Raw genomic sequence first — 14,444 nt, 5'->3', positions numbered from 1 at the left:
GCCGCGCGGGGCACCTCGAAGGGAGTGGGTCCGCATGTTCCCGCGCCGCCGTGGGCAGCAAAAAGCCCTGGCTGGACGGGGGAGGCCAGCCAGGGCCGTATGCGGTGACGCGGGGAGGGGGGAAGGACGGTTCCGCGCCGCTCCGGCATCACGTATGTATGAATACTAAACCATCTCGGGTGCCGGTGTCCCCCTCGAAAGCAGGTCAGGTGACCTGCTTCACTCGGCCGGTCCGCGCGGGTCCCCGCCCGGGTTCACCACCTCGTCCAGCACCCGCAGCACCGCCGCGTACGTCTCCGCCCGGACCGCCGCCTCCCGCGCTCCCTCCGGATCCGTGGCCGTCAGGCCCTGGGCCCGCTCCCGCCAGGCTCGTTCCTCCTCGGCCGCACAGTCCCGGCCCCGCCGGACCCGCCGCAACAACTCGTCCGCATCCACGACATCCGTCATGCCGACCGGATACCCACGCGGCGCTCGGTGATGACAGGGATGCCGGGTGTTTGGGGGCGCCCTGAGGGGTCAGGCGAAAAGGGAAGCAACTGTGAAACGGGCACGATCAGGGAGGAAAAGGATGCTCGACATGCATCACACCGGCCCCTCCGTCCCCCTTGCGGAACCGCCCCGACGGCTTCCGCGCCGGTCGGCCGACGCCCGCAGAACGGTGGAGCGCGTGGTGACCGAGCGGTGCCGTGCCCGCTCCCTGCCCTGTCCGCCGCGGGCGGTGGCGGACGCGCTCCTGGTCACCTCGGAACTCGCCACGAACGCCTTGGTGCACGGCGGCGGCATAACCGGCTTCGACGTCGACGTGGACGCCGGCGGCGTCCGGGTCTCGGTGAGCGACCGCAGCGACGCGTTCCCGGTGCCCCGTCCGGAGCGGCACGACCGCGCCCGGCCCGGCGGCCGGGGCTGGACCTTGGTGTGCCGGCTGGCCCGGGAGGTCCGGGTGGCGGAGCTGCCCCGCGGCGGCAAGCGCATCACGGCCGTCGTACCGCTGCGCTGAAGCGGTTTCCGAAGTTCCGCTCAGCGGCGTTTGCCCGTGAGGGCGAGGGGCAGACGGAACCTCGTGCTTCGGACTGGAGGCGCGCGCCCGGCGGGTATCACGACCGCCGCCCGGGCCCGCTTCCGGCGGGCCGGCGGCTCACCCGCGGGGACCCCTGACACCACCGTTCGGGCCAGGACCCGGAACCAGGTTCCGGCGCCGATGCCCTGAAACCCCGTTCAGGAGCGATTCCGCATGCTGACCGACATGTCGACAAGCCGTCCCGGCACGACCGCCGGCGCCCCCGCCGCGCCCGGCCGGCGGAGCCATGACGACGCCCCCGAGACCGCGGAACTCTTCGCCCGGCTGGCGGAACTGGACGACGGCCCCGAGCGCGATGCCATAAGGGACGAACTCGTCACCGCGTGGCTGCCCATGGCCCATCGCATCGCCGGCCGGTTCCGCGACCGCGGGGAGTCCGTCGAGGACCTGCGCCAGGTGGCCGCGCTCGGCCTGGTGAAGGCGATCGACCGGTTCGACCCGTCCCGCGGAGCCTTCGAGAGCTACGCGGTGCCGACCATCACCGGAGAGGTGAAGCGGCACTTCCGCGACCGGATGTGGGCCCTCAGAGTGCCGCGCCGGGTGCAGGAACTGCGCAACCGGGTGCGGGTGGCCCGGCGCGAACTCACCCAGAACCCCGGCAGCCCCGAGCCCACCGTCGCCGACGTCGCCGCCCACACCGGGCTCACCGAGGAGGAGGTGTCCGCGGGCATGGAGGCGCTGGAGAGCTTCAGCACCCTGTCCCTGGACGCCGAGCTCTCCGCCGCCGAGGACGGTTACAGCCTCGCCGACACGCTCGGCGCTACGGAGACCTCGTACGACGTCGTCGTCGACCGCGAGGCCGCCAAGGAAGGGCTGCGCCGGCTGCCCGAGCGCGAGCGCGCCATTCTGTACATGCGGTTCTTCGAGGACATGACGCAGAGCCGCATCGCCGACACGCTCGGCATCTCCCAGATGCATGTCTCCCGGCTGATCAGCCGCAGCTGCGCCCGCGTCCGCGACGAGGTGCTCGGCAACCGCCGTCCCGGCGGCGAGCCGCGGTGAGCGCTCATCCGCCCGGCGTCGCCGGACCACCGGTGACGCCCAGCGGCCGCGCGAGCCCGGAGACCGCCTCGTCCAGGCGCTGGAGATGGCGCAGCACCCGGTCGGTCACGCGGCCGTAGCGCGGGGTGCGCAGGGTGCCCGGCTCCAGCATCGACGCGATGCTGGGGCCGGTCTCCATCTCCGCCGTGGAGCTCGGGTCCCCCACATGCGCGGCGATGACCCCGATGTTGTGCACGATCCGCCCGCACGCCCCGCGCAGCCGCGGGTCCGCCGCGATCGCCGGATGCGTCGGCAGCAGCTCCGCCGTGGCCGCCAGGGAGCGTCCGTGGTACGCACAGGTCTCCAGGAGCGCGACCACGTACCGGGCGGTGTCCCGCCGGGAGCGCAGCGGGGTGATCGGATGGGTCAGCGGCTGTGTGGCCGCGCGCAGGTCGGCCAGCGCCTGGTCCAGCTCGCGCGCCTGCTCCACCAGGTCGCCGCCCGCTCCGCCGCTGAGCTGGTCGACGGCGCCCCGCGTGACATCGGCGAGCCGGTCCAGGACCGCGACCAGGAGGTCGTTGGTACGGCGGTCGGTGCGGACCGGCAGCACCAGCGCCGCCGCGATCACCCCGCAGGCCGCGCCGAGCGCCGTCTCCTCCACCCGTAGCACCAGCACCGCCGCGCTGTAGGTGGCCAGCAGCGTGTACAGCAGGCCCAGCATGGCCGTGACGAAGAACGACATCAGCGTGTACGACAGGGGCGCGGTGTAGAACATCGCGAAGACGAACAGCAGCACCAGCGCGAAAGCCGTCCACGTGTGGTGTCCGACCAGCGCGGCGAGCCCGATGCCGGCCACCACGCCGAGCACCGTGCCCAGCAGCCGCCGGTAGCCCTTCACCAGGATCTCGCCGGTGGAGGCGGTGTTGAGGAACACGATCCAGCAGGTCAGCACCGCCCAGTACCAGCGCTGGCTGGACAGCAGCTCGCCGCCGGCGATGGCCAGTGCCGAGCCGACGGCGACCTGGACCGCGGCCCGGGTGGTGGGCCGTTGCAGCCCGGCCGGCTCCGCCTCCGCCCGCTCGGTCTCCTCGCTCACCTCGATGGCGGCGTCCTCCGCCTCCAGCTCCTCGCGCGAGCGGATGGTCGCCGGGCTGTCGTCCGACTCGTCCTGCGGGCCGTCCAGGGCGAGCCGCAGGCCCAGCGCGGCCCGGGCGGCCTCACCGAGCCCACGGAAGACGTCCTGCACGGCCGGGGACGCCGCGGGCAGGTTCTCCTCGTCCCGGTAGCCGAGCAGCCGGTTGCGCACGTGGGCGAGCGCGGTCCCCGCCGCCTCCCCGGCGGGCCGCAGCACCAGCAGCCGCAGCGCCCCCAGGTCCCGGCGCAGCGCGGCCGTCGCCTCGTCCCCCACCGGCAGCGTCCCCGGAGCGGGCACCGGCGCGCCCGGCAGGTGCAGGGTGAGGGTGTCGGTCCGCTCGGCGCTGCGCGCGGTGAGCAGCAGCAGGCCGAGCCGCTCGGCCGCGATCTCGGCGTCGGCGATCCGGCGCTGGAGCAGCCGGGCCACCCCCGCGTCCGAGGTGCCGTCCTCGAGCCGTCCCTGGATCAGCAGGGCCGTCTCGTGCAGGCGCGCGGTGCCGGTGCGCAGGTCGTCCAGGACCTTCTGGACCGTGTCGGGTCCGGCGTCCAGCAACTCGGCCTGGGTGGCGATGAGCTGGGCCAGCCGGGCGCGGAACGCCCGCCGCAGCCGGTCCAGGGTGCCCGCCGGGGTCTGCGGCAGCAGCACGAACCGGGTGGCCGCGCTGCACGCGAACGCCACGCAGAGGACGCCGGACAGCGCGGGCAGCGCGGACACGGTCGCGTGCACGAACAGGGAGAGGAAGTAGATCTGGAAGCCGATCAGCCCCAGGGCCGTGCCGCGGTCGCCGAACCGGCGGCCGTAGACGGCGCTGAAGATGAGGGCGACGAAGAACAGGTCGCCCGCGACGACCCGTTGGTTCAGCAGCGCGCCCAGCGCCACGGAGGCCAGGGCGACGGGCAGGCCGAGCGCGAGGGTCACGGCCTGCGGGCCGCGCTGCTTCTCCCGGACGGCGAAGGTGGCGACCATGGCCGCCATCGCGCCGGCCACCAGCTGGGGCACCGGCACCCGCAGCGCGGCGAGTACCGCGAGGGTGAGAGCGATGGCGGTGACCGTGCGCAGCCCGGCGGTCACCCGCAGGAGCCCGGGGTCCGAAGCCGCGAGCCGGTCCCACATCCGTACCCGCCCCGACCGTCCCGCTGCCCTCACGCCGCCGTGCTCTCTCTCCCGTGCCGGAAAATGATCTCCGACCCAGCATCGCACGCGGCGTCGGGCTACTCGTCCCCGGCCAGGGTAGCGGCCACCAGGGCGTTGGCGTGCCCGTGCCCGAGGCCGTGCTCGGACTTGAGCCAGGCCACCAGCTCCATGTGCCTCGTCAGCGGCGAGGAACGGATCAGCTCCTGCCACTCGCCGACCGGACGGCCGTACTTCCTCTCGATCGAGGGGAAGTAGCTCGCCGGGCCCTTGAGGTCCTTCTCGGTCATGCCGGGTGCTCCGTCCGTGTGACGTGGTGTTCGGTCACCGGAGAAGACCGCCGGTCCCCTCGAGATCGATCGGCGGTCCTCCGGTGATCCGCGTCACATCACAGCTGGTCGAGGGCCGCGCCCTCCACCCGGGCCCGGACCTGCTCCGGTGTCAGATAGGAGTCGGTGAACTCGAAGTCCTTCAGCCGGGCGGGCTTGCGGGCCTGGAAACCGGTGCGCACGAAGTCGTCGCCCGCGACCGCGTTCAGCAGCCAGTTGGTCATCACCCGGGTCTTGGCGACGTTGGTGCGCAGGGCCGACCAGTGGTAGCCGCGCGCCACGGCCTGCGCGGGAACCCCGCGCAGCTCGACACCCAGCGGCTTGGAGACCGCGTCCTTGCCGCCGAGGTCGACGACGAGGCCCAGGTCCTTGTGCGCGTACGGCTGCAGGGGCCGGCCTTGCAGCGCCGCCATGACGTTGTCGGCGACCTTCCGGCCCTGCCGCATGGCGTGCTGCGCGGTGGGCGGGCAGACCGCGCCCTCCTGACCCTTCGCCAGATCCGGTACGGCGGCCGAGTCACCGAGCGCGAACACGCCGTCGTGGCCCGGCAGGCACATCTCCGCGGTGACCGCCAGCCGGCCGCGGACCGTCTCCGCGCCCAGCGTGGCCATCAGCGGGCTGGCCACCACGCCCGCCGTCCAGATCAGGGTGTGTGTCGGCACGACCCGGCCGTCGGTGAAGGTGACCTCCTCCGGGCCGGCCTTGCCGATCGACACGCCCAGCGAGACCTCGATCCCGCGCCGCTTGAGGATCTCCTGCGCGCTGCGGCCGAGCTTGTCGCCCAGCTCCGGCATGAGTTTGGGCGCGATGTCGATCAGGTGCCACTTGATCAGGCCCGGGTCCAGGCGCGGATAGCGCTGTACGGCCGCGTGCGTGAGCCGTTGCAGACAGGCCGCGGTCTCGGTGCCGGCGTACCCGCCGCCCACCACCACGAACTGCAGCCGCGCGGCCCGCTCGGCCGGGTCGTCGCTGGCGTCCGCGAGGTCGAGCTGCGAGATGACGTGGTCGCGGATGTAGGCGGCCTCGGCGAGCGTCTTCATCCCGAAGGCGTGCTCGGTCAGGCCCGGGATGTCGAAGGTGCGGGTCACGCTGCCCGGTGCCAGCACGATGTAGTCGTAGGGTTCGTCGACGATCTTGTCGGTGATGGTGCGGATGACGCACACCTTGGCCTTCGGGTCCACCCCGATCGCACCGCCCGGGATGATCCGCGTGCGGTACTTGCTGCTGCGTCGCAGGGAGACGGCGATCGACTGCGGCGTGAGGACGCCGGAGGCGACCTGGGGCAGCAGCGGCAGGTAGAGCTGATAGGCGAACGGCGTCACCAGCGTGACGTCGGCCTCGCCAGGGGCGAGTTTCCGCTCCAGGCGGCGGACGCACTCCACTCCGGCGAAGCCTGCGCCAACCACCAGGATCCTGGGTCGTGTCACGGTGTTCATCCCTTTCTGCGGCTCCGGGCGGTCCGACTCGACGCCTTCGCATGCCCTGGATCGCTGTACACCGACTCCGATCCCACCGTGGCACCAGCCGTGCCGCCAGCTGGGTACGGCAGGCAGACGAACGCGTGGGGATCAACGTGCCCCCGCACCGGGCGGAGTAACCGGTTGACGTACACCTACACGTCGAACACCTGTCACCAGGGCAGGAACGCGTGGATGTCCTTGCCGTCCTCGTGCACGACGACGCTCACCTGGGTGCACAGGGTGTGCACCAGATGCCAGCCGATGCCGCCGCCGCCCGTACGCGGGTGGAAGGGCCGCGGCTCCGGTCTGGTCGTGTTCGTGTCCCGCATCGTCACGTGCACCCCGTCGAAGGTGCGGCGCATCCGCAGGTCGAACGGGCCGGGCGCGTACTGGATCACGTTCGCGGCCAGCTCCGTCACGACCAGCAGTATGTCGTCCCAGTACTCCGGCGCGCCCGGCGGTGCGCTCACGGCGAGCCCACCCAGGTACTCCTCGGCCGCGACCCGGGCCTCCGTGACGTTGCGCAGCTCACCCGGGAAGGAGAACGTACGCTCGTACGTCTCCTCCGAGGGCGGTGTCTCGTCCCAACGCGGCTCCGTCGCCATCTCGCATTCCCCGGTCCGGGCGGAGAAGGGGCCGGCCCGGCCCCTTCCGACCAGGACGGTCGTCGTTGCTGATCTCTGCCTGCGCTGCGGGTTCCCCAAGCCGGGCAGGCTATCCGTCCCCCTTGCCACAGCGGTCCCCGCGTGCGCCTGCTCAGCGGAAGACGTCGTCCGGCTCGTCCCAGTCGGCCGTCGCCACCGGGCCCCGCCGCCCCTGGGAACGCGCCTGGTACATCGCCTCGATCTCGGCCGCGTAGTGCCGCACGACGGCGGCCCGGCGCAGCTTCATGGACGGCGTGAGCAGCCCGTTCTCCGGTGCGAACGGTTCCTGGAGGACCCGGTGGACCCTGATGGACTCCGCGCGGGACACCGCGCTGTTGGCGGAGGCGACGGCCCGTGTGATCTCCTCCCGCAGCGCGTTCTCCTCGCGCGCCTCCCGGCCCGTGCCCTCGCCCTGGAGCCGCAGGGCGGCCCGCCAGTGCGCGAGGAAGTCCGGATCCAGAGTGATGAGGGCGCCGACGCAGGGCCGGTCGTCGCCGATCACCACGGCCTGGTGCACCAGGGGATGCATGCGCAGCCGCTGCTCCAGCAGGGCGGGGGCCACGCTCTTGCCGCCGCTGGTGACGATGATGTCCTTCTTGCGCCCGGTGATCGTCAGATAGCCCTCGGAGTCCAGCCGCCCGATGTCCCCGGTGGCCAGCCAGCCGCCGCGCAGCGTGGTCCGCGTCGTCGCCTCGTCGCCGATGTAGCCCTGGAACACCGACGGCCCGCGCACCAGGATCTCCCCGTCGTCCGCCACCTGCACGTCGGTGCCCGGCAGGGGCCGGCCCACCGTCCCGGACTTCTCCCGGCCCAGCGGCTGCATGGTGATCCCGCCGCAGGACTCGGTGAGCCCGTACCCGTCGTGGACGTACACACCGATGCCCTCGTAGAACAGGGACAGACCGCGGTCGAGCGAGGAGCCTCCCGAGGTGCCGCGCACCACCCGGCCGCCGAGCGCCGCCCGCAGCCGGCGGTAGACCGTCCGCTCGTACAGGGCGTGCTGCAGCCTCAGGTCGAACCCGGGGCCCGGCCCGGTGCCCAGCCGCCGGCGCTCCTCGGCCGCGGCGAAGTCCCGCGCGGTCTGCGCGGCCCGCTCGAACAGGGCGCCCCGGCCCGCCTGCTCCGCGACCCGCAGGAAGTTCTTGTACAGCTTCTCGAACATCGACGGCACGCCGTACAGGTACGTCGGCCGGAACGTGGCCAGCGCCGACGCCAGCGCCGCCTCCGTCAGCTCCGGCTCGTGCCCCAGCAGGATCCCGCCGCGCACGCACGTCAGCATGATCATGATGCCGTAGACGTGGGAGAACGGCAGGAAGGCCAGGACGGCGGGCTGTTCGCCGGCGGGGGCGGCGGTGTGGCCCCAGCCGGCCAGCAGGGTGTCGCAGGGGTAGGCCAGGCCGCGGTGGCTCAGCGCGCAGCCCATCGGACGGCCCGAGGTGCCGGAGGTGTAGACGACGGCCGCCGTGGCGTCGGGCAGCACGATCCGGCGCAGCGACGCCACGGTCGTGTACGGCACCACCGCACCCCGCTCGGCCAGCGCGGACAGCGCGCCCGCGTCCAGCTGCCAGACGTGCCGCAGCAACGGCAGCCGGGCGCACACGGTGCCGACGGTCATGACGCCCTGCTCGTCCTCCACGACCACGGCCACGCAGCCGGCGTCCCGCAGGATCCACTCGACCTGCTCGCGCGAGGCGGCCGGATGGATCGGCACGACCTCGGCGGCCACGGCCCACAGCGCGTGGGCGAACACCGTCCACTCGTACCGGGTGCGGGCCATCAGGGCCACGCGGTGGCCCGGCGAGACGCCGGCGGCGACCAGGCCCTTGGCCACGTCGAGCACCTCGTCCCGCACCTCGACCGCCGTCACCTCCTCCCACCCGGTCGCGGCGGTGTCCGCGCGGCGGGCGAGCATCGGCAGGGTGGGGTTCCGGTCCGCCGTCTCGAAGACGCTGTCGGCGAGGCCGCCGGTGAGCGGCGGGGTGACGGCCGGAGCGAGGGCGACGTTGCGCATGCGCTGCTCCTGGGTGTACGGAGGGTCACTCCGCCGATCGGCTCGGTGTCGGCGGTGCTCGAATGTAGCCCAGGTGAGCGCGTTCGGTGCCGGGAACGGGTAAGTCGTGATCGGCTGATGATCCGGTCGTGTTCTGGGGACTCGTACGGCATGAGCCATGTGAACCCCGATCCGGAACCCGAGCGCACGACCGGACTGGAGCCGGGCGGGGGAGTCCCGCCCGGTGAGACCCCACCCGCGGAGAGCAGCATGCCCGAGGCGGGGCCCCGCCAGCCGGACGCCCGGAGCAGAGGCTGGGCCAAGACCCCGCTGACCCTGATCCTGGTGCTGGTCGTACTGGTCGCGGCCTTCTTCCTGGTGTACGCCCTGGTGCTGCTCCTCTGACCGGCGCCCTCAGCCCTGGGCGCTCAGCCCTGGGTACGGCGCACGCACTCGGTCACGACGTCCCGCAGGCTGCCGGTGCGCTCCAGCAGCAGCCGCTGCTCGCGGGCGCCGTTGCCGTGCCGCAGCAGGCCGGCGACGGCCTCTTCGGCGCGGTCCGCGTCACCGCTGTCGGCGAGCGCGTCGCCGGCATGCTCCAGCAGCGAGCGCAGCACCTCGGGCGCGGGCCGCGGCCGCAGGGTCACCGGGTCGAGCAGCTCCTGGTCGAGGCCGAAGCGGGCGGCCTGCCAGTCGGCGAGCCGGAGCAGGCTGACGCTGTGGTCGAGCGGCGGCCGGCCGGCCCGCCAGTCCCGCGCGGCGGTCTCGACCAGGGCCCGGATCAGCGTGGCGATCAGCACGGCCGTCTCCGCGTTCAGGCACACGTCCGACACGCGGATCTCCACCGTCGGGTAGGCCGCGGACAGCCGTGCGCTGAAGTAGACCATGCCCTCGTCGAGTACGGCGCCGGTGGCCACCATGTCCGTCACCCGCCCGTGGTACCGCTCGGGGGAGCCGAACAGCTCGGTCGGCCCGGCCGACGGCCAGCGCTCCCACACCCGGCTGCGGTAGCTGTGGTAGTCGGTGTCCCGGCCCTGCCAGAACGGCGAGTTCGCGCTGATCGCGCGGAACACCGGCAGCCACGGCCGGATCCTGTCGAGGACCGCCACGCCCTCCTCGTCGGACTCCACCGAGACATGCACATGACAGCCGCACACGAGCTGCTCGCGGGTGGGCACCCCGTACCGCTCGGCCAGCCACTTGTAGCGCTCGTTCATGCTGAGGGAGGGGCTCACCGGCAGGGGGGAGCTGGCGAGCGCCGCGACCCCGCAGCCGATCTGGCCGGCGTGCCGGGCCGCCTCCTTTCGGCAGCGCACGATCTCGTCGCCGAGGGCCGTCATGTCCGACTGCGGATGCGTGGCGAATTCCAGCATCTGCCCGAACAGTTCTTTTTCGAACACGTCCTGACCGGGATCGTCCTGGGCGGCGCGGGCGAGCACGGGCGCCGCGAGCGCCTTGGGGTCGCCGCTGTCCGGGTCGACCAGGAGGAGTTCCTCCTCCACTCCGACGGTGCGCACGTGGTGCCGCCCTTCTGTCAGTGCCTCAAGGGGCAGTCGCGGGTCTGTACGACCTCGACTGCCCCCTCGGGCGGCCCCGACACCTGGGATGCTCAGCCCTGCGGACCCAGCCAGACGGTGGCGAGCGGCGGCAGCGTCAGCTCCAGGAACCCGCCCTCGGGCTTGACGGGCCCCTCGGTACCGACCCCGCCGCCGCCGTACCGGACGCCGTCGGTGTTCAGCACCTGCCGCCAGGCGGGGACCTCGTCGGGCACCCACAGGCGGTAGCCGTGCCGGACGACGGGGGAGAAGTTCGACACGCTCAGCAGCGGGGTGCCGTCGGCGGCGAGACGCAGGAACGCCAGGACGTTGTCGTCCGCCGCGTCGCACAGCACCCACCGGAAGCCGCCCGGGTCGGTGTCCCGCTCCCACAGCGCCGGCGTCTGCCGGTACACCGTGTTCAGATCCCGTACGAGGTCCTGTACGCCCCGGTGGTCGCCGGCGGAGTGGTAGTCGTCGGCGAGCAGCCACCACTCGGGGCCGTGCGCCTCGGACCACTCCGCCCCCTGCGCGAACTCCTGTCCCATGAACAGCAGCTGCTTGCCCGGGTGGGCCCACATGAAGCCGAGGTAGGCGCGGTGGTTGGCGCGCCGCTGCCACCAGTCGCCCGGCATCTTCGACACCAGGGCCTGCTTGCCGTGGACGACCTCGTCGTGGGAGACGGGCAGGACGTAGTTCTCGCTGTAGGCGTACACCATCGAGAAGGTCATCTCGTTGTGGTGGTACCTGCGGTGCACCGGCTCCTTCTGGATGTACTCCAGCGAGTCGTGCATCCAGCCCATGTTCCACTTCAGCCCGAACCCGAGGCCGCCGCTGTCCGTCGGCCGGGTCACGCCCTCCCAGGCGGTCGACTCCTCGGCGATGGTCACCACGCCCGGGCAGCGCCGGTACACGGTGGCGTTCATCTCCTGGAGGAAGGCGACCGCGTCCAGGTCCTCCCGCCCGCCGAACACGTTCGGCTCCCACTGGCCGGAGTCGCGCGAGTAGTCGAGGTAGAGCATGGAGGCCACGGCGTCCACGCGCAGCCCGTCGATGTGGAACTCCTCGCACCAGTAGACCGCGTTGGCGACGAGGAAGTTGCGCACCTCGGTCCGCCCGAGGTCGAACTCGTACGTTCCCCAGTCCGGATGCTCGGCCCGCCGGGAGTCCCCGGGTTCGTACAGCGGGTCACCGTCGAACCGGGCCAGCGCCCAGTCGTCCTTGGGGAAGTGCGCCGGCACCCAGTCCATGATCACACCGAGGCCGGCCCGGTGACAGGCGTCCACGAAGTACCGGAAGTCGTCCGGCGAGCCGAGCCGGGGCGTCGGCGCGTAGTAGGAGGTGACCTGGTAGCCCCAGGAACCGCTGAAGGGATGCGCGGCGACCGGCATCAGCTCCACGTGCGTGAAGCCCATCTCCCGGACGTAGGCGGGAAGTTCCTCCGCCAGCTGGCGGTAGGTCAGGCCCGGGCGCCAGGAGGGCAGATGCACCTCGTACACCGAGAACGGCGCCCGGTGCACGGGGATGTCACCGCGGTGCGCCATCCACTCCGTGTCGCCCCATGCGTACCGCGAGGACGTCACCACCGACGCGGTGTCCGGCGGCACCTCCGTGAGCCGCGCCATCGGGTCGGCCTTCAGGAACCGGTGGCCGTACCGGGAGGTGATCTCGAACTTGTACCGGGTGCCCTCGCCGACACCGGGCAGGAACAGCTCCCACACCCCGGACGCGCCGAGCGAGCGCATCGGGTACTGGGTGCCGTCCCAGTACGTGAAGTCACCGGCCACCCGCACCCCCTGGGCGTTCGGCGCCCACACGGTGAAGCGGGTGCCGGCCACGCCCTGGTGGACCATCGGTTCGGCCCCCAGCGCCCGCCACAGCTGCTCGTGCCGGCCCTCCCGGAGCAGATGCAGGTCCAGCTCGCCGAGGGCGGGCAGGAAGCGGTACGGGTCGTGCACCTCCTGCTCCCCGTCGTCGTACGCCACCAGCAGCGTGTACGACGGGATCTTCGAACCGGGCAGGACGGCAGCGAAGAGTCCGTCGCCCTCGGACGTCAGCGCGGTGCGCGTCCCGTCGGCCAGGACGCTCACCGCCCGGGCGTTCGGGCGCAGCGCCCGGACCAGGGTGCCGCCCGGCACCGGGTGGGCGCCCAGCAGACCGTGCGGATCGTGGTGCGTGCCGGCCAGCAGCCGGCCGCGGTCGGCGGGGTCCAGCGCAACGGGATGGGGGTCCACCCGGACGGCGTCCGGGGGAGGGTCGGCCTCGGGCGGCCTCGGGCCCGCGGCCTCGGGAGGCGTCGTGTCGCGCAGTGCCATGGGTCAGCCTCCCCACACGGCGAGCCGCTTGATCGCCGCCATCGGTACCGGCAGCCAGTCCGGCCGGTGTCTTGCCTCGTACAGCACCTCGTACACCGCCCTGTCCGTCTCGTGCGCGCGCAGCAGCGCGTGCTTCTTGCGTGGATCCCAGCCCGCGCGGGCCGCGTAGCCCGCGCAGAACGCCTCCCGGCAGCGGCGCGCCCACTCGGGCCGCCAGGGGCGGCGCTGCCGGGCCGCGTAGTCGAAGGAGCGCAGCATCCCGGCGACATCGCGCACCGGGGACTGCGGGGCCCGCCGCTCGGTGAGCGGGCGGGAGGGTTCGCCCTCGAAGTCGATGACGAACCAGTCGCGGCCGGCCCGCAGTACCTGCCCCAGGTGCAGGTCGCCGTGGATGCGCTGGGCGGGCGGTCCGGTGTCGCAGGTGGCGAGCGCCCCGAACGCGGCCCTGAGGCCGGGGACGAAGGGCGCCAGCGCGGGCACGGCGTGCGCGGCGGCGTCCAGCCGCGCGCACATCGCCTCGGCCGTACCGCTGTTCTCACCCGGTCCGGCCGACGGGAACGCCCCGGCCAGCGCCAGGTGCACCTCGGCCATCGCCCGGCCCAGCGCACGGGCCTCGGCGGTGAAGTCGTCGCCCGCGGCGAGCGCGCGCAGCGCCAGCGTCCAGCCGTCGGTGGCGTCCGGCAGGAACGGCTGCAGCACCCCGAGGGTGGCCGGGCGCGGGGCGGTCGTGGTGAACCAGGCCACCGGCGGGGGCACCCGGGTGCAGCCCTGCCGGGCCAGTGCGGCCGACACCTCCAGGTCCGGGTTGACGCCCGGCTGGATCCGGCGGAACACCTTCAGGATGTAGGCGTCGCCGTACACGATCGACGAGTTGGACTGCTCGGCGTCCAGCAGCCGTGGCGGCAGTTCCCCGGGCACATGGGCGGCCGGGTCCGCCTCGAACCGCAGCGGGCCCGCCGTGCCGGGCTGCCGCAGCCGCTCCAGCAGCAGATGGGCCGCGCGCGGGTCGTGCAGCGCGTCGTAGACGGCGAGCCCGGCCAGCGGGCCCTCCACCGCCCGCCCGATGAAGGCCCGCTCCAGGCGGGGGGCGAGGTGCGGGCGCAGGCCCAGCAGCAGCTGGTAGCAGTCACCGGGCGGGGGAGTGCCGCCGGGGGCCGGCACCGGCGCGTGCGAGGCGTGCACCAGCAGGTGCAGACACCCCGGGAACAGCTCTGTCACGGACAGCACCGACAGGTCGGTGACGGGCCGGTCCTTCCCCGCGAACCAGCGTTGCCTCGGCAACCACTCACGCAGCAGTGCGCCGAGCGAGACCAGGGGGCCGTCGACGCCGACGGCGGTTCTCGGTCGGGGAGTGATGGTCTTCGGCATGGTGACGCGTCCTTTCCTCGGCGCCGGGATCAGCGGCGGCGGCCGATGCGGGATGCGACTCGGGTGAGCCGGAACCAGTAGAAGCCGTGGCCCTGGAGGGTGAGCAGGTACGGCAGCTCACCGATGGCGGGGAAACGCACCCCGCCGATCAGCTCGACCGGGTGCCGGCCGTCGTAGGCCCGCAGGTCGAGCTCGGTGGGCTGGGCGAAGCGGGAGAAGTTGTTCACACACAGCACCAGGTCGTCGCCGTACTCGCGCAGGAAGGCCAGCACCGCCGGGTTCGACGACGGCAGTTCCGTGAAGGAGCCGAGCCCGAAGGCGGGGTTCTGCTTGCGGATCTCGATCATGCGGCGGGTCCAGTGCAGCAGGCTGGACGGGGACGACATGGAGGCCTCGACGTTGGTGACCTGGTAGCCGTGGACCGGGTCCATGATCGCGGGGAGGAAGAGGCGGCCGGGGTCGCAGGAGGAGAAGCCGG

Annotated in this window: 13 protein-coding genes; 3 read left to right on the top strand and 10 right to left on the bottom strand. The window is 73.0% G+C overall.

Features of this window, described 5'->3' with window-relative positions; translation table 11 throughout:
- Nucleotides 1–219: 219 nt before the first annotated feature.
- Nucleotides 220–447, bottom strand: a complete 228-nt coding sequence (locus ACF1BE_RS18370) for a hypothetical protein (protein ID WP_392200069.1) — start codon at nt 445–447, stop codon at nt 220–222.
- 121 nt (nt 448–568) lie between these two features.
- Between ACF1BE_RS18370 and ACF1BE_RS18365 the strand changes: the two genes are divergently transcribed.
- The gene (locus ACF1BE_RS18365; protein WP_392200068.1) at nt 569–997 is read left to right on the top strand and encodes an ATP-binding protein; all 429 of its coding nucleotides are present in this window, start codon (nt 569–571) and stop codon (nt 995–997) included.
- A gap of 234 nt (nt 998–1,231) precedes the next feature.
- A complete protein-coding gene (locus ACF1BE_RS18360; RefSeq protein ID WP_392200067.1) occupies nt 1,232–2,080 on the top strand; it encodes a SigB/SigF/SigG family RNA polymerase sigma factor in 849 nt (282 codons plus the stop codon).
- A gap of 4 nt (nt 2,081–2,084) precedes the next feature.
- Here the strand turns inward: ACF1BE_RS18360 and ACF1BE_RS18355 are convergent, their stop codons facing one another.
- From ACF1BE_RS18355 to ACF1BE_RS18335, 5 genes are all read right to left on the bottom strand, one after another.
- The gene (locus ACF1BE_RS18355) at nt 2,085–4,307 is read right to left on the bottom strand and encodes an FUSC family protein (RefSeq protein ID WP_392200275.1); all 2,223 of its coding nucleotides are present in this window, start codon (nt 4,305–4,307) and stop codon (nt 2,085–2,087) included.
- A 98-nt stretch (nt 4,308–4,405) separates the two neighbouring features.
- On the bottom strand, nt 4,406–4,615 hold the full coding sequence (locus tag ACF1BE_RS18350; protein WP_392200066.1) for a DUF4287 domain-containing protein: 210 nt from the start codon (nt 4,613–4,615) through the stop codon (nt 4,406–4,408).
- A 98-nt stretch (nt 4,616–4,713) separates the two neighbouring features.
- Nucleotides 4,714–6,090 (bottom strand): NAD(P)/FAD-dependent oxidoreductase, encoded by a 1,377-nt coding sequence (locus tag ACF1BE_RS18345; protein WP_392200065.1) that lies wholly within the window; start codon nt 6,088–6,090, stop codon nt 4,714–4,716.
- A 194-nt stretch (nt 6,091–6,284) separates the two neighbouring features.
- The gene (locus tag ACF1BE_RS18340) at nt 6,285–6,719 is read right to left on the bottom strand and encodes an ATP-binding protein (RefSeq protein ID WP_392200064.1); all 435 of its coding nucleotides are present in this window, start codon (nt 6,717–6,719) and stop codon (nt 6,285–6,287) included.
- Nucleotides 6,720–6,870: 151 nt separating this feature from the next.
- The gene (locus ACF1BE_RS18335) at nt 6,871–8,769 is read right to left on the bottom strand and encodes an AMP-dependent synthetase/ligase (RefSeq protein WP_392200063.1); all 1,899 of its coding nucleotides are present in this window, start codon (nt 8,767–8,769) and stop codon (nt 6,871–6,873) included.
- 150 nt (nt 8,770–8,919) lie between these two features.
- Between ACF1BE_RS18335 and ACF1BE_RS18330 the strand changes: the two genes are divergently transcribed.
- Nucleotides 8,920–9,153, top strand: coding sequence for a DUF6480 family protein (locus tag ACF1BE_RS18330; protein WP_392200062.1), 234 nt, complete (start codon nt 8,920–8,922; stop codon nt 9,151–9,153).
- Between the two features lie 23 nt (nt 9,154–9,176).
- On the opposite strand, the gene ACF1BE_RS18325 is transcribed toward ACF1BE_RS18330, so the two are convergent.
- The 4 genes from ACF1BE_RS18325 to ACF1BE_RS18310 all read right to left on the bottom strand — a co-directional run.
- A complete protein-coding gene (locus ACF1BE_RS18325; protein ID WP_392200061.1) occupies nt 9,177–10,265 on the bottom strand; it encodes a glutamate--cysteine ligase in 1,089 nt (362 codons plus the stop codon).
- A gap of 92 nt (nt 10,266–10,357) precedes the next feature.
- Nucleotides 10,358–12,598 carry a 1,4-alpha-glucan branching enzyme gene (gene glgB / locus ACF1BE_RS18320; protein WP_392200060.1) on the bottom strand — a complete coding sequence of 747 codons (2,241 nt, stop codon included), beginning with the start codon at nt 12,596–12,598 and terminating at the stop codon, nt 10,358–10,360.
- 3 nt (nt 12,599–12,601) lie between these two features.
- A complete protein-coding gene (locus tag ACF1BE_RS18315; protein ID WP_392200059.1) occupies nt 12,602–13,966 on the bottom strand; it encodes a maltokinase in 1,365 nt (454 codons plus the stop codon).
- A gap of 29 nt (nt 13,967–13,995) precedes the next feature.
- Nucleotides 13,996–14,444 (bottom strand): alpha-glucosidase C-terminal domain-containing protein (locus ACF1BE_RS18310; RefSeq protein ID WP_392200058.1); only part of this gene is annotated, 449 nt, incomplete at its 5' end.

Source organism: Streptomyces sp. NPDC014991 (assembly GCF_043080665.1).
In the GTDB taxonomy this organism is placed as follows: Bacteria; Actinomycetota; Actinomycetes; order Streptomycetales; family Streptomycetaceae; genus Streptomyces.
Note: the sequence above shows the minus strand (reverse complement) of the source record. Positions and strands in the feature narration are given on the sequence as shown.

Bases quoted from the DNA above. Each gene is read 5' to 3' on its own strand.
- ACF1BE_RS18370 (WP_392200069.1), bottom strand. From the start codon at position 447: ATGACGGATGTCGTGGATGCGGACGAGTTGTTGCGGCGGGTCCGGCGG.
- ACF1BE_RS18365 (WP_392200068.1), top strand. From the start codon at position 569: ATGCTCGACATGCATCACACCGGCCCCTCCGTCCCCCTTGCGGAACCG.
- ACF1BE_RS18360 (WP_392200067.1), top strand. From the start codon at position 1,232: ATGCTGACCGACATGTCGACAAGCCGTCCCGGCACGACCGCCGGCGCC.
- ACF1BE_RS18355 (WP_392200275.1), bottom strand. From the start codon at position 4,307: ATGTGGGACCGGCTCGCGGCTTCGGACCCCGGGCTCCTGCGGGTGACC.
- ACF1BE_RS18350 (WP_392200066.1), bottom strand. From the start codon at position 4,615: ATGACCGAGAAGGACCTCAAGGGCCCGGCGAGCTACTTCCCCTCGATC.
- ACF1BE_RS18345 (WP_392200065.1), bottom strand. From the start codon at position 6,090: ATGAACACCGTGACACGACCCAGGATCCTGGTGGTTGGCGCAGGCTTC.
- ACF1BE_RS18340 (WP_392200064.1), bottom strand. From the start codon at position 6,719: ATGGCGACGGAGCCGCGTTGGGACGAGACACCGCCCTCGGAGGAGACG.
- ACF1BE_RS18335 (WP_392200063.1), bottom strand. From the start codon at position 8,769: ATGCGCAACGTCGCCCTCGCTCCGGCCGTCACCCCGCCGCTCACCGGC.
- ACF1BE_RS18330 (WP_392200062.1), top strand. From the start codon at position 8,920: ATGAGCCATGTGAACCCCGATCCGGAACCCGAGCGCACGACCGGACTG.
- glgB (WP_392200060.1), bottom strand. From the start codon at position 12,598: ATGGCACTGCGCGACACGACGCCTCCCGAGGCCGCGGGCCCGAGGCCG.
- ACF1BE_RS18315 (WP_392200059.1), bottom strand. From the start codon at position 13,966: ATGCCGAAGACCATCACTCCCCGACCGAGAACCGCCGTCGGCGTCGAC.